Raw genomic sequence first — 13682 nt, 5'->3', positions numbered from 1 at the left:
TCAGCCCTTGCAGCGCTTCTTCAGGTCCGTGCCGATCTGCGCGGTGAGGCTGTCCAGTGCCGTGTTGAAGGCCTCCTGGATTTCGCTCTCGGACGTGGACCAGTTCATCGAGTCGTCGAAGCCGCGATAGGTTTTCGTCGTCGTTGTCGCGCCCGAACCCTCCGGCGGAAACTGCACGCGCACGACGAGGTTGGCCGACTTCAGCGTGACGAGGCCGTGCACATAGGCCTTCAGCACCGTGACCCGGATCGCCGGCGCGCCGGCATCGCGCGTGTAGCCGGGAATCGATGCGATGCCGCTCCTGAACCATCCGTCGAAGCCCGCGCCGTCGATGTGCGTGCGGCCCATCTGGCCCAGGCTCTGCGCGTCGCGCTGGTCGTCGATGCCGCCGAGGGAGAACGCGCAGGCCGGCGCTGTGGGGGGCAGCTGTGCAGCTGCAGTCCGGCGATGCAGGCCTGCAACCTTGTCCGACGCGCAGCCCGCCAGGAGCAGCGGCGCCGCCAGTGCGCAGCAGGCTGCGCGGCGCCAACCCATGCGGGTCACTTCGCAGCCGTGTCCGCGACAGCCTGCACGGCGGACACTGCCGCCGCCGGGGCGGCTGCATCGGCCGAAGGAGTAGCTGGGGACGTAGCCACAACCGCCGGCGCTGCGGCTGCCACGTTGGCCAGTGCCGCATCGAAGTACAGCGAACCGTCGGGGTAGCGAAGCAGCTTGCCGGTATTGCGTTGCGACACCAGGTTGGCCTTCAGGCCGAGCGGGGTGTCGACATTGGCCGTCGCGGCTGCATAGATGGGGTGCTTGCTCTGCAGATCGGAGGCCAGCAGCGCCGTCGACTGCGCGATGCCGTCCAGCAGCGCCACCTTCAGCAGGCGAGCGTTGTCGGCCTTCCAGGCCGCGATGTTCTTCGTGGCGTCGTCACCCGACGCCGGGTGCTTCGCGCGGTAGATGATGTTGCTGCGGTAGGTCGCGTTCTGCAGCGCAAGTGCCGGCTCCGAAGGCGTTGCCGACAGCGCGGTCGGCAGCTTGGCCGCCTTGCGCGCCGTGGCCCCGCGCGGATAGATCAGGCCTCGCGCCGAGACCTCCAGCGTGGAGAAGTCGGGCGACAGGTGGTAGTCGAGGTTGATGAACATCACCGCGTTCGACGTCGAGCCTTTGAACGTCTTCTCGTACGCCTCCGTGGTGACGGTCTTGGTAACGGCCACGTCCGCGAGTTGCATGTTGGGCACCGACTGCAGCGACTGCGTGAGCGACTCGCGCATGAGCTGGTCAAAGTTCACGTCGACCAGTTCGTCCTTGAGCGGGCGAACGCTCTCTTCGGCCGCCTTGGCCCGCGTGGCGTTGACGCTTGCATCCACCGCGCCCATCGCACCGCCACAGGCCGCGGCCAGCAGAATGCCCAACCCCGGAACGGCCCCGCATGCCGCGGCACCGGTGGCAGCCGCGTTCGAACGGACAAAGGCCGCATACAGCTCGGCCTGCGTGATGCCGACCTTCACCTCGACGGGCTGGAGGGCGCCGAGCACTTCAGGCTTGACCGGCTGCGTGGCCGGCAGGTGCGTGCAACCGGCGAAGACGAACGATGCCAACACCGGAATAACGGCGCTGCGGATAGCGAACATGAGTTTCTCCCTCGGACATGTGATTCGAATGCATCGCTGCGCCCCCTGTTTATGTCGGGTGTCTGCAGCGATGAAGCCTCGGCCAAGGTCTGCCACCTTTCGGCCGGCAGGGATCGTACATGCCGTTACGCTTTGTGCAACATTTGTTGCGCGCCCGGGTGCCCGGACTGTGCGGAAAAGCACTGTCCCTCGGGTTTGTCCCAGTCTGCGCGAGGGGGCGGAATCAGCGCGTGAAGAGCCAGCCCCCCTTGGGCTGGCGCATCAGCTCGTGGCGTTTCACGGCGCGTTCCTCGCCGTCATCGCCCACGTAGACCACCTCGAAGCGCAGCAGCTTCGGCGTGACCATCTTCCAGTTCTGGATGCGCTTGACGGTCACGCAGGCGGTCTTGTCGTGGTACTGCATTTCCGTCATCGGGCCGCCCTGGAAGCCCGTGCCGTCGAACAGGCGGCCGGGCGCGGCAAAGGGGTTGAGCACCGCACCGTTGCGCGCGGTGATGCAGCCCTCGGTCCGCACGAAGGACTCGATGGTCGGCGAGGCGCTGCGCACTACCTTGCCGACGGCCGGGCTGGGCGGCTTGCCGCCGATGGCTTCGCGGATGCGCTCGACCTGTTCTTCTGTGATGGGCGCCAGGCCGTCCTTCGAGACCACGGCAGGCGGTGGTGCCGGTGGCGCGGGCGGCGGTGGTGGCGCGAAAAGCGTGCAGCCCGCTACCAGTGCCAAAGGCACGGTGCAGGCCAGGGCGGTGCTCGGTGGTCCGAACTTCATGGCTCAGTCTCCCTGACGGCGGCCCATCGGGGCCGCTGGCTGAAAATTGCAGGCCGCGAACATGCGGTGCATCGTCGTTGTCGTCCTCTTTCTCTTCTCTTCTCTTCTTTATTTCTTCGTTGTTGTTTTTCAGAAGCGTTCGTGGGGTGCAAGGTAGCGCCACTGGCCGGGCTGCAGCCCCGCCAGCGGCACGCGGCCGATGCGGATGCGCCGCATCGCCAGAATGCGCAGGTCTACGCCGTCGCAGATGTTGGCAATCTGCCCAGGCCGCGCGCCCTTGAGCGCGAAGCGCAGGCCTGTCTGCTCGTCGCTCTGGCGGCCGATGCTCACGCGCGCGGGCGAGCGTTCCAGCCGCGCCAGCACTTCGGCGCTCACCGGGCCGGCCACGTCCACCATCACCTCGTGTTCGAGGATGCCGGCGTCTTCCTGCAGCTTGCGTTCGATGCGGAATTCTTGCGTGTACGCGACCAGCCCGCTGGCGCCGGTTTCGAGCGGCGTCATGCAGCGTTGCGCCTTTGCATGCGCCGGCAGAAAGCGCTGTCCGGCGCGCTCGGGCTCGTGATGATTCGCAGCCACCAGCAGGCGGTGCGCGGTGTCGGTTGCCATGCCGGCAGGCTTGTACAGAAGCAATGTGACAGGCACTACCGGCTCGGGCTTGGCACCCGCCTCGATCTCGACCTGCTGGTGCGGCAGCACGCGCGACTGCGGCAGCATCTGCGGCACGCCATCGACGCGCACTGCGCCGTTCTCTATCAGCAGCTCGGCTTCGCGCCGCGACACGCCAGCCATTGCGGCCACGCGCTTGGCGAGGCGGATGCCTTCGTCTTCGACGGGAGCAGTTTTCATGTTCATCGGGGCGCCGCCAGTTGGCGGATGCGTGCCACGTGCGCGGCCAGCGAGCGGGCGGCCACTGGCCACATGCGTTCGGGCACGTCGTCGTAGGCCAGCGGCAGCCATTCTTCGGGCGTGCCTTCGGGCAGCTTCTGCATCGCGGCGGCGATCTTGGCTTCGCGCTTCAGGCGGTGCGCCTTCAGCATGCCGATGGCGGTGCGGGCAACGCCGATCACGTAGCCGTGCGCCGGCAGGATGAAGTCGATGCCACCGGCCTCGCAGGCTGCATCGAGCGTGTCGAGCGAATCGAGGTACGCCGTCATGTCGCCATCGGGCGGATCGACCACCGTGGTGCTGCCGTTGAGGATGTGGTCGCCGGAGAACAGCAGGCCGTCTTCTTCCAGCACCAGGCACAGGTGGTTGGCTGCATGGCCGGGTGTGTGGATCACGCGCAGCGTGTGGGTGACGGTTTCGCCGGCAGCGTTGGCGCCCGACAGCACGAGGCGTTCGCCGTCGGCCAGTTCGCGCTCGGGCGTGAAGCGCGCGGTGGCGCGCGCGGTCGGCTTCGAGGCCAGGCCCAGGATCGGCGGCTTGCCGTTCTTGCACAGCGCCTGCAGCGGCGCCGCACCCGGCGAGTGGTCGGCATGCGAGTGCGTGCAGACGATCATGCGGATGTCGCCCTTCGTGGCGCGCCACAGCCGGCCGATGTGGTCGAAGTCGTTCGGGCCCGGGTCGATCACGATGTAGCCCGTTGCCGCGTCGCCCACGATGTAGCTGTTGGTGCCCGGGCCCGTCATCGCGCTCGGGTTGGGCGCGGTGAGGCGCATCACGTTCTTCAGCAGCGGCACCGGGTGCTCGCTCTGCCAGTCGAGCGCGTGCAGGAGCTGGCCGTCGGGGCACACCAGAGCGAGTTCGCCATAGGGCGACTCGTGTTCCATGTAGCGCGCGTCCTCGCCCTTGAGCAGGCCGGCGCGCGGGCAGCTGGTCCACAGCGGGGCCTCGCTGGCACAGGCCGCGAGCAGGGCATCGACGGTGGGGTACGCGGCCATGCGCTGCAGCGTGCGCACGGTCGGGAAGATCATGAAGAAGGTGCCGGCCTCATGGCGCGCGAGCGCATCGGCCGGATGCACCCAGCTGGGCTCGAACTGCTCGCTCTCGTCGGCAGTGGGCGTCTGGCCTTCGGGCATGCGCGCCACCAGAAAGGGCACGTCGAAGCGCTTGGGCAGGTCGCGGTCGGTCATCCAGTGCGCGAAGGTGAACACGCGGTCCGAGTCGAGCACCAGCCCGCGGGCCGCGCACTGGTCGGCAAAGGCGGTGCCGGCGGTGTTGCCGCGGTCCATTGCCGCGACTTCTCCGGCTCTGACAGGGCTTGCGTCGGCATGGTGCGCGAGCAGGATGCCCAGCTCTTCGAAAGCCTCGCGAATGGCCGCGATGGCCTGCGTGCGCTGCACGCGGCTTTGCGTGGGGCGGCGCGTGGCGATGCGCTTGGCCGCTTCGTCGGCGTCGTCGATATGGCCGCCGGGAAACACGTATGCGCCGGGCGCGAAACTGGCGGTGGCCGAGCGGCGGGTCATCAGCACTTCGATGCCGGCGGCGCTGTCGCGCAGCAGCAGCACCGTGGCGGCCGCGCGCAGGGGCGCGGGCTCGCGTGGGGTGTGTAGTTGTTGGGAGGAACGGACCATGGGGCAATTATGGGGAGCAGGCGCGATACATGCATGTCGACGCGCATAAGCTCATATGGAATCGGGCATCAGCGGCGCGCCACAATTCGCGCCTGCACCGTCTGCATTGAAGACAAAAGACTGAACGACCGAAAGACTGTCATGGCCCATTCTCCACTCACTCGTCTTGCCCGCCGTGTATTGCTGCTGGCAGCGGCCTCGCTCGTCGTGCCCGCCGCCCTCGCTCAACAGGACTGGCCGCAACAACCCGTCACGCTGATCATGGGCTTTCCGGCCGGCTCGGGCGTCGACGTGGTGGCCCGCGTCATCCAGGAGCCGCTGGCAAAGCAGCTCGGGCGGCCCGTCGTCATCGACTACAAGTCTGGCGCCGCAGGCAACATCGCCAGCGACTACGTGGCCCACTCGAAACCCGACGGCTACACGCTTGCCTTCGGCACAGCCGCCACGCACGGCAGCAACGCAGCGCTCTACAAGAAGCTGCCCTTCGACGTGGAGGCCGACTTCATTCCGGTGGCGCCGGTGCTCGACGTGTCGAACGTGCTCACCATCAATCCCGACGTGATCAACGTCAAGACCTTGAAGGAATTCGTCGAGCTGGTCAAGGCCAACCCCGGCAAGTACAACTATGCGTCTACAGGCAACGGCGCAGGCACGCACATGGCCTTTGCCGAATTCAATTCGCGCCTGGGCCTGAACATGGTGCACGTGCCCTACAAGGGCGGCCCCGAGGCCATTACCTCGGTGGTGCGCGGCGAGACCTGCTGCATCATGAACCAGGTGCAGACCATTCTTCCGCACTACAAGGCCGGCAAGGTGCGCCTGCTGGGCGTGACCACCGCAGCGGCCGTGCCGGCAGTGAAAGAAGTGCCCACCATCGCGTCGAGCGGCCTGCCGGGCACCAAGGGCTTCGACAGCTCGATCTGGTTCGGCATCTTCGCGCCCAAGGGCACCGACCCGCAGATCGTCGACAAGCTCAATGCCGCCGTGAAGGCCGTGCTGGAGCAGCCCGAGATCCGCGAGCGCTTCGAGAGCCAGGGCAACACCGTGCGCATCGAGTCGCCGGCACAGTTCAAGAAGACCGTGCACGACAACCGCGTGAAGTGGGCCGAGGTCGCGAAGGCCGCGAACATCAGCATCGACTGAGTTGCCAGCTACGGGCCGTGGTTCAGTTCACGCCCGGCGCGCCGGCATCGTCATCGCGATCACGCCGGCCATGATGCATGCAAGGCCGGCCCACGCCGTGGGCGCCGGTGCCTCGCCAAGAAACACCACCCCGATCATCACGCCGATAGGCACGCGCAGATAAGCCTGCGCAGCCGTCGACATCGGCCCCAGCGTCTTGATGAGCCGGAAGTAGATCGTGAAGGCCAGCGCGGTGGACAGCACAGCGAGTGCCAGCACCGCCATCATCGAAGCGGCGGACGGCGCGAGCGTCCACGGCCGGTCGATCACGAGGCTCGCGGGCAGCAGCATCGCCGTGCCGCTCAGCAGCGAGCCGGCGGCCGGCACCATCGGGTCCAGCCTCTTGAACACGCGGCCGAACATCGCGGCGCAGCCGTAGCAGACGGCGGCGGCCACCAGCCCGAGTTGCGCGAGCAGCGAATGCCCGAGCCCGTTCAGCGCCTCGAAGCCGACGATGAGGCAGATGCCCGCCAGCCCCGCGCCCACGCCGAACAGGCGCCGCAGCGTGGGCCTCTCGGAGCCGCCAAGGCCCAGCCCCAGCAGGAAGATGAAGATCGGCGAGGTCGAGTTGAGGATGGTCGCCAGGCCCGCATCCACGCTGCGTTCAGCCCACGCAATGAGAGTGAAGGGCAGCACGCTGTTCAGGCATGCCTGCAGTGCGAAGCGCCACCACATCGCCGGCTCCTTCGGCAGCTTCACGCCGCGCATGCGCAGCACCGCAAGCAGCAGCAGGCCGGCAATCAGCGTGCGTGCCGCGATCAGCGTGACTGGCGGGATCGTCGCCACGCCGATCTTGATGAAGGTGTACGAAGCGCCCCAGCAGGTGGCCAGCAGCGCGAGCAGCGCCCATTCGAAGGCGACGTTGGTGTGGGGCTTGCTGGCGCAGGAGTGTGTGTGCATGGTGCGCCGATCATCGCGAGCCCTGCCAACCGACACTTCGCCCGCGAGCGAAGCGTGGATGCCTCAGTGGCTGTGCCCGTGCGCGGTGGTGTCGCCGCCGTTCAGCAGCGTCGCCAGGTCCACCTCCTGCTCGGCCGCCGCGCCTGCGATGACGCGCTGCTCCAGCTCGTCGAGGTGCTCCAGCGCCACGGCCAGCGCCTTGTCGAGCGACTTGCCCGTTGTCAGCGCCTCGATGATCTGCTCATGCTCGCGCGGCGCGCAGCTTGCGGCCTCGGCGGAGTCGTACAGCGCCTTGTAGAGCTCGGTGTTCGAAATCAGCCGCCGGATGTACGACAGCAGCTCGTCGCTGCCCGCCATCTCCGCCAGCAGCAGGTGAAAGTCGCCTGCAAGGCGGATCGAGTCTTCACGCCGGCCTTCCTTGAACGCCTTCTGCTCTGCCTGCACGTGCTTGCGCAGCGCGGCCACCTGCTCGCGTTCGAGGTTGCCGAACAGCGTGGTCACCAGCCCGGCTTCGACGATGCGGCGCGCGCGGTAGATGCCGCGCATGTCGTCGATGGACGGGTTGGGCACGAAGGCGCCGCGGTTGTGCTCCAGCACCAGCCGCTTTTCCGACCCCAGCCGCGCCAGCACCTTGCGCACCGCGCCGCGCGTGCAGCCCAGCGCCTCGGCCAGCGCGCGTTCGCGCAGGGGCGTGCCGGGGCGCAGCTTGCCGCTGAGCAGTGCCTTCGACACGGCGGCGTAGACGCGTTCGTCCACGTTGGCTTCGTCGGCGTCGGTGGGCTCTGCAGGGGCGGCGGAAGTGGGGGATTTGCGTGCGGTGGAAGGCATAGGCGTGGGGATTATTGCCCGCGCCGTGTCGCCTCCGGGAAATCCCCCGGATTGACTCGGCCCCTCTCGCTCCGTACCATTCGACTCGTTTGGTTAACCAAAATAATTGTATATGGTCAACCAAAACTGAATTCGAATCTCAACCAGAACAGGAATCGAGGCAACCCATGAAATCCGCCAAATGGCTGGCCGCGCTGCCGGTAGCCGCTTTCTTCAGCGGGGGATGGCTGTCCTCCGTCGCGCCCACCTTTGTGTTCGGCATGCCCTTCCTGATGGTGTGGAACGTCAGCTGGCTGGTGCTGACCTCGCTGATCATGGTGGTCATCGACCGCGCCGAAGGCGACCTCGATGCGCCCGCCACGGCCAACGGAGAAGCCCGATGAACGCCGCACTCGGCGTGATTGCCCTGTTCGTCGTCGGCGCGCTGGGCCTCGCGGTGCTCGCGCGGCGCGGCCGCACCATGAGCCTGGAGCAATGGGCGCTCGGCGGGCGCGGGCTGGGCGCGATCATGGTGTTCCTGCTGATGGCGGGCGAATCGTTTTCCACCTTCACCTTTTTGGGCGCCAGCGGCTGGTCTTACAGCAAGGGCTCGCCGGCCTTCTACATCCTGGCCTACGGCGGGCTGGCCTACCTCATGGCCTTCTGGATGCTGCCTGCCATCTGGCGCTACGCCACCGCGCACAAGCTGGTGTCGTTCTCCGACTTTTTCGCGCACAAGTACGACAGCCGCCCGCTCGGCGTGCTGGTGTCCATCGTCGCGCTCATGGGCATGGTCGCGCTGCTGACCATCCAGCTGCGCGGGCTCGGCATCATCGTGTCGGAGGCCTCGTACGGCTCCATCGCGCCGCAGGTTGCCATCTGGATCGGCACCATGGTCATGGTGAGCTACATCCTGTTCTCGGGCATCCATGGCTCGGCCAGCATCGCCATCGTGAAAGACGTGCTCATCCTCGCGCTCGCCGTGTTCCTCGGCATCTACCTGCCGTGGCACTACTACGGCGGCGTCACGCCCATGTTCACCGCCATCCACGCGGCCAACCCCAGCTTCTTCGAGTTCCCGAAAGAAGGCCTGAACCTCACCTGGTACAACTCGACCATCCTGCTGACGGCGCTGGGCTACTACCTGTACCCGTTCAACCTCACCTCGGTGTATGCCGCCAGGAGCGCGAGCGCGGTGCGCCGCAACACCATCCTGATGCCGCTGTACCAGGTGGTCATCGCCTTCCTGTTCCTCGTCGGCTTCGCGGCCATCCTGCAGGTGCCGGGGCTCAAGGGCTCGGAGGTCGACCTTGCGCTGTTCGGGCTGGCAAAGCACACCTTCGACCCATGGTTCGTCGGCGTGATCGGCGGCACGGGCGTGCTCACGGCGCTGGTGCCGGGCTCGATGATTCTGCTCACGGCCTCCACCGTGATCGGCAAGAACGTCTACAAGGAAGGCTTCGCCCACAACGCCACCGACAAGCAGGTGTCGCGCGTGGCGCGCGGCGTGCTGCCTGTGTTTGCACTGGTGGCGGTGTACTTCGTGCTGCGCGGCGGCACCACCATCGTGTCGGTGGCCATCTTCGCGTCGAGCCTGCTCACGCAGCTGTTGCCCTCGCTGCTGTTCAGCCTCATGAAGAAGCCCTTCGGCAACAGGCACGCAGCCTTCGCGGGCATCCTGGCGGGCGGCGCGGTGCTGGCCTTCATGATGACCACCAGCTCGAACCTGGGTACGCTGTTCCCGGCTGCACCGGTCGTCTTCAAGTCGCTCAACATCGGGCTCGTGGCGCTGGCGACGAATGCGCTGGTGTTCGCGATCGTGGCGCTCTTCACGGCGCGCATCGTGCCGCGTACCGTTGCAGCGCAACCTGCCTGATGCTTTCAACGAACGGACTCTCAACATGCCATCGCTCCTGATCCGCGACGTGCGCCCCATGGGCGCTTCCCCGGTCGACGTGCGGGTGCAGGACGGGCGCATCGCCGAGATCGGCACCGCGCTTGCCGCGCCGGCCGGCGCCACCATCGAAGACGGCCAGGGCGCCTTGCTGCTGCCCGGCCTCGTCGAAGGCCACACCCACCTCGACAAGACGATGTGGGGCATGGACTGGTACCGCAACGAAGTCGGCACCAACCTCACCGACAAGATCGAGAACGAGCGCGCCTTTCGCCACTCCAGCGGGCACGACGCGGCCACGCAGTCGCTGGTGCTCGCCAAGGCCTTTCTCGCGCTCGGCACCACGCGGCTGCGCACGCATGTAGACGTCGACACGCAGGCCGGCCTGCGCCACCTTGAAGGCACCCTGCGCACGCGCGAGGCGCTGCGCGATGTGCAGCAGATCCAGATCGTCGCCTTCCCGCAGTCGGGCCTGCTGGGCCGACCCGGCACGGCCGAGCTGCTCGACCAGTCGCTGGCGCTGGGCGCCGACGTGCTCGGTGGCCTAGACCCCTGCGCCATCGACGGTGACCCGGTGAAGTCGCTCGACATGCTGTTCGGCATTGCCGACAAGCACCAGCGCCCCATAGATATCCACCTGCACGAGCCCGGCGCCATGGGCGCGTTTTCGCTCGACCTCATCCTGCAGCGCACCGAGGCGCTGGGCATGCAGGGCAAAGTGGCTATCAGCCACGGCTTCTGTCTGGGCGACGTGAGCGAACGCGAGCGCGATGCGCTGCTCGCGCGCATGGCCAGGCTCGGCGTGGTGCTCGTCACCAGCGCGCCGCCCTCGCGCACCGTGCCGCCGCTCATGGCCTGCCGACAGGCCGGCGTGACGGTGCTCGGCGGCAATGACGGCATCCGCGACACCTGGTCGCCCTACGGCAACCCCGACATGCTCGAGCGCGCCATGATCATCGGCCTGCGCTACAACCTGCGCCGCGACGACGAGATCGAAGTCGCACTCGACACCGTCACGCACTCCGGCGCGCGCGGCTGCGGCTTCGAGGCCTACGGCCTCGTGCCCGGCAACCGCGCCGACCTCGTGCTGGTCGATGCGCAAACGGTCGCGCAGGCCGTGGTGTCGCGGCCCGTGCGCAAGCTGGTGGTGGCGGGCGGCCGCATCGTGGCGCGCAACGGCGTGCTGCAGGCCGACGTGGCGTCTTTGTGAGGGCAGGGCGCAGTCGTGACGGAGGCGTCGCCTTCGCGGTAGTGATCGTGCTGGTGGCGCTCAACCTGCGCGCCTTTCTCACGTCGAGCAGCCCACTGCTCGAACCCATACGCCTTGCGACCGGCATCGGCTTTCATGCGGTGGCGCTGCTCACGGTGCTGCCGATGTTCGCGATGGGGGCCACGTCGCTGTGCGGCGCGGCGGTGGGCCAACGCATCGGCGCGCGCGGCGGCGTCGCGCTCGGGCTCGGAGCAATTGCCTTCGCTTGTGCGAGCCGCTATGTGGCGGGCGGCGCGGCTGCGCTGCTGTGGAGCGCCGCGCTCGCGGGCGCGGGTGTCGGGCTGGTGCAGGCGCTGATGCCCGGCGTGGTGAAGCAGGCCTACCCGGCGCGCATCGGCGTGATGACGGGGCTCTACTCCGCCGCGATCATGGGCGGCGGCGGGCTCGGTGCCATGGCCAGCCCGTGGGTGGCACACGCATTCGGCGGCGCGCAGCCCGACTGGCATGCGGGCCTCGCGATATGGGCCCTGCTCGCAACCTTCGCGCTGCTGTATTGGCTCAACATGCGGCGCATGGAATTCACAGTCGCCGATGCGCCGCGCCAGAACCTCTCGTGGTTGCGCTGCTTCGCAAGCCGCCGCGCATGGCTGCTGGCTGCGTGCTTCGGCCTCATCAACGGTGGCTACACCAGCCTCGTCGCGTGGCTGCCGCACTTCTACGCCCAGCAGGGCTGGACCGCACAGCAGGGCGGCTCGGTGCTCGCGCTGATGACGGCTGCGCAGGTGGTCGCCGCGCTCGCCATGCCCGCCATCGCGCGCAGCCGGGGGCGCGACCTGCGGCCCTGGCTGGTGCTCACGCTGGTTGCGCAGCTCGCGGGCTTCTGCGCGCTGACTTTCGATGCGCCCGTGCCGGCCGTCGCCATCGCGGTCGTGCTGGGCTTCGGCCTTGGCGGTGCGTTCTCGCTGTGCATGGTGCTGGCGCTCGACCACCTCCCAGACCCGGCACAGGCCGGCGCGCTCGCGGGCTTCATGCAGGGCGTGGGCTTCATGATCGCTGCGCTCGCGCCCTTCGTCACCGGCTGGGTGCGCGAGCACACCGGTGGCTTCACGCTTGCATGGGCTTACCTTGCCGTAGTCGTGGTGGTGCTGCTGCCGCTCATGCTGTGCTTCGGTCCGCGTCGCTATGCCGCGGCAACGGCGGGGCTCTTCTCGCCGAAAGCGCACCGCGCCACGAACACGCTCACGGCGCTGGACAGCAGCGCCAGAAAGGCCTGAACACCATGTACCAACAGCAATTCATGCAGCGCGCACTGGCCCTCTCGGCACAAGCGCTCCAGGAGCCCGGCACCGAGCCCTTCGGCGCCGTCGTCGTCAAAGACGGCGTGATCGTCGGCGAAGGATTCAACCATTCCGTCGCCCACTCCGACCCCACCTCGCACGGCGAAGTCGAAGCCATCCGCGACGCCTGCCGCAAGCTCGGCACCGTGAACCTGTCGGGCTGCGAGCTCTACACCTCGTGCGAACCCTGCGCCATGTGCGTGGCGGCGATGCACATCGCGGGCATCGCCAAGCTGTACTACGCGGCGTCGCTCGCGCAGTCGGGCGAGGCCTTCAAGGGCGTGACGGTGGCGGCGCGGCACCCCATCGATGTCGAGGCGCTGCGCGCCGAAGCGGGCGCCATGCTTGCACAGCGCAGCCTGCCTGCCGAACAGAAGCTCGACCGTGAGGCTGTGCAGATTCTTTCGGACTGGGCTGCGACGCGTAGGGGTTCCTGAAGCGCCCGCGCAGCTGCCTGAGTGGCTGAAATATCCACCCCGTATGCTTCTCGAAAAAATCAGTTTCGAGATTTCAAAAGGGGAGGATCTATGACTACTACAGGCGCGAATTCCGTCGCACGGGCGCAGCACTCGGAGCCCACCGTTACCCTCTATGGGCGCATCGCCGCAGGTCTGGCTGGATACGTCAGCTGGCCCGATCCGCCCGATTTACATTTGTCCATCATCATCGACGACGCGTACAGCGGTATCACCGTGATCGATGGTCAACCGACGATGACCGAGGCAGGTTTCAAGAACATGGGCTTGATCAGGACCAACAAGTACGAGAACTCGCTCCCCGCCGGGGTGAAGGTGAGGATCCAACTCCAACCGCCCGAGGGCATGAGCCGGCAGGAGTTCGCACGCAGGTTGGTCGTCAACTCACAGAGCTTTTCGAGCTACGTAGCTCCGTACTCGGCGCCAAAGAACATCCGAGGATCGCGGATGCGCCCGGGCGAATACAACAGCAGTTCGTACGTCGCAGGTCTGCTCAAGAGCGTCATGGGCTACGTGCCACTGATCGCCACACCGGGCTTCCAGACGCCCGGATGGGAAAGCCCCATGTCCGGACACTTCTTCAAGGGCGAGGCGATCCGATGAGAGTCGCCTTGCGCCTCGTATTGAACGTGCTGGCCTGGGCCGTGTCTATCCCGGTCCTGAATGTCTGCCTGACGGCATTGGAGCGGCATCGAATCATGCCGCTGTCGGGGCCCGTCGCGGCAGTCGTGGCGGTCACACTGCTTCTCTGGGCGGCGCTGATCTACTGGCGCTGCGTTCCGAGCACGCCGAGTATCGTGACTCGCCTGAGCTATCTCGTGGTCTTCGTGGTCGCGATGGTTCTGGTGGGCTTTGGTGCAGTTTGGGTAGCGTTCTGGGCCTCGGTCGCGACCTTCGGGCTCTAGGGAACGTCTGATCAAGTCGTAGATTGATTTGATGACGAGGACGCGTGTTGAGTTGCTGCGCTTGCGGGCTCAT

At 67.2% G+C, this 13682-nt stretch carries 15 protein-coding genes; 8 read left to right on the top strand and 7 right to left on the bottom strand.

All coding sequences use genetic code 11. The annotated features are described in order from the left end of the window. From AC07O3_RS19480 to AC07O3_RS19460, 5 genes are all read right to left on the bottom strand, one after another. On the bottom strand, positions 1-534 hold the full coding sequence (locus AC07O3_RS19480; protein WP_093173136.1) for a hypothetical protein: 534 nt from the start codon (positions 532-534) through the stop codon (positions 1-3). A gap of 5 nt (positions 535-539) precedes the next feature. Next, positions 540-1619, bottom strand: a complete 1080-nt coding sequence (locus AC07O3_RS19475) for a hypothetical protein (RefSeq protein ID WP_093056336.1) — start codon at positions 1617-1619, stop codon at positions 540-542. Between the two features lie 223 nt (positions 1620-1842). After that, positions 1843-2385 (bottom strand): hypothetical protein, encoded by a 543-nt coding sequence (locus AC07O3_RS19470; RefSeq protein ID WP_093173132.1) that lies wholly within the window; start codon positions 2383-2385, stop codon positions 1843-1845. A 129-nt stretch (positions 2386-2514) separates the two neighbouring features. Beyond that, positions 2515-3231, bottom strand: a complete 717-nt coding sequence (locus AC07O3_RS19465; RefSeq protein ID WP_307616407.1) for an RNA pseudouridine synthase — start codon at positions 3229-3231, stop codon at positions 2515-2517. Between the two features lie 2 nt (positions 3232-3233). Beyond that, positions 3234-4898, bottom strand: coding sequence for an MBL fold metallo-hydrolase (locus AC07O3_RS19460; RefSeq protein ID WP_495340081.1), 1665 nt, complete (start codon positions 4896-4898; stop codon positions 3234-3236). Positions 4899-5039: 141 nt separating this feature from the next. On the opposite strand from AC07O3_RS19460, the gene AC07O3_RS19455 reads away from it, so the two are divergent. After that, positions 5040-6041 carry a Bug family tripartite tricarboxylate transporter substrate binding protein gene (locus AC07O3_RS19455; protein WP_176928812.1) on the top strand — a complete coding sequence of 334 codons (1002 nt, stop codon included), beginning with the start codon at positions 5040-5042 and terminating at the stop codon, positions 6039-6041. A gap of 27 nt (positions 6042-6068) precedes the next feature. Here AC07O3_RS19455 and AC07O3_RS19450 read toward each other — a convergent pair whose 3' ends face one another. Both AC07O3_RS19450 and AC07O3_RS19445 read right to left on the bottom strand, forming a co-directional pair. Next, on the bottom strand, positions 6069-6980 hold the full coding sequence (locus AC07O3_RS19450) for a DMT family transporter (RefSeq protein WP_495340080.1): 912 nt from the start codon (positions 6978-6980) through the stop codon (positions 6069-6071). Positions 6981-7043: 63 nt separating this feature from the next. Further along, the gene (locus tag AC07O3_RS19445; protein WP_495340079.1) at positions 7044-7808 is read right to left on the bottom strand and encodes a GntR family transcriptional regulator; all 765 of its coding nucleotides are present in this window, start codon (positions 7806-7808) and stop codon (positions 7044-7046) included. A gap of 167 nt (positions 7809-7975) precedes the next feature. On the opposite strand from AC07O3_RS19445, the gene AC07O3_RS19440 reads away from it, so the two are divergent. From AC07O3_RS19440 to AC07O3_RS19410, 7 genes are all read left to right on the top strand, one after another. Beyond that, complete coding sequence (locus AC07O3_RS19440; protein ID WP_354338785.1) at positions 7976-8191, top strand: DUF3311 domain-containing protein; 216 nt, start codon at positions 7976-7978, stop codon at positions 8189-8191. Continuing rightward, complete coding sequence (locus tag AC07O3_RS19435) at positions 8188-9663, top strand: sodium:solute symporter family protein (protein ID WP_495340078.1); 1476 nt, start codon at positions 8188-8190, stop codon at positions 9661-9663. The genes AC07O3_RS19440 and AC07O3_RS19435 overlap by 4 nt, the downstream gene beginning before the upstream one ends. Positions 9664-9688: 25 nt before the next feature. After that, on the top strand, positions 9689-10891 hold the full coding sequence (locus AC07O3_RS19430; RefSeq protein WP_495340077.1) for an amidohydrolase family protein: 1203 nt from the start codon (positions 9689-9691) through the stop codon (positions 10889-10891). Then, the gene (locus AC07O3_RS19425; RefSeq protein WP_495340076.1) at positions 10888-12165 is read left to right on the top strand and encodes a cyanate transporter; all 1278 of its coding nucleotides are present in this window, start codon (positions 10888-10890) and stop codon (positions 12163-12165) included. Before AC07O3_RS19430 ends, AC07O3_RS19425 begins: the two co-directional genes overlap by 4 nt. A gap of 5 nt (positions 12166-12170) precedes the next feature. Continuing rightward, entirely contained in the window at positions 12171-12665 is a 495-nt protein-coding gene (locus tag AC07O3_RS19420) for a nucleoside deaminase (protein ID WP_435461089.1), read from the top strand. Positions 12666-12755: 90 nt separating this feature from the next. Next, positions 12756-13307 (top strand): hypothetical protein, encoded by a 552-nt coding sequence (locus AC07O3_RS19415; protein WP_495340075.1) that lies wholly within the window; start codon positions 12756-12758, stop codon positions 13305-13307. An 8-nt stretch (positions 13308-13315) separates the two neighbouring features. Continuing rightward, complete coding sequence (locus AC07O3_RS19410; RefSeq protein ID WP_177142270.1) at positions 13316-13609, top strand: hypothetical protein; 294 nt, start codon at positions 13316-13318, stop codon at positions 13607-13609. Positions 13610-13682 lie beyond the last annotated feature (73 nt).

It is taken from the genome of Variovorax sp. GW821-FHT09D05, from assembly GCF_059416325.1.
The sequence above is the reverse complement of the archived record's forward strand: the minus strand, read 5'-3'. Positions and strand labels throughout refer to the sequence as shown.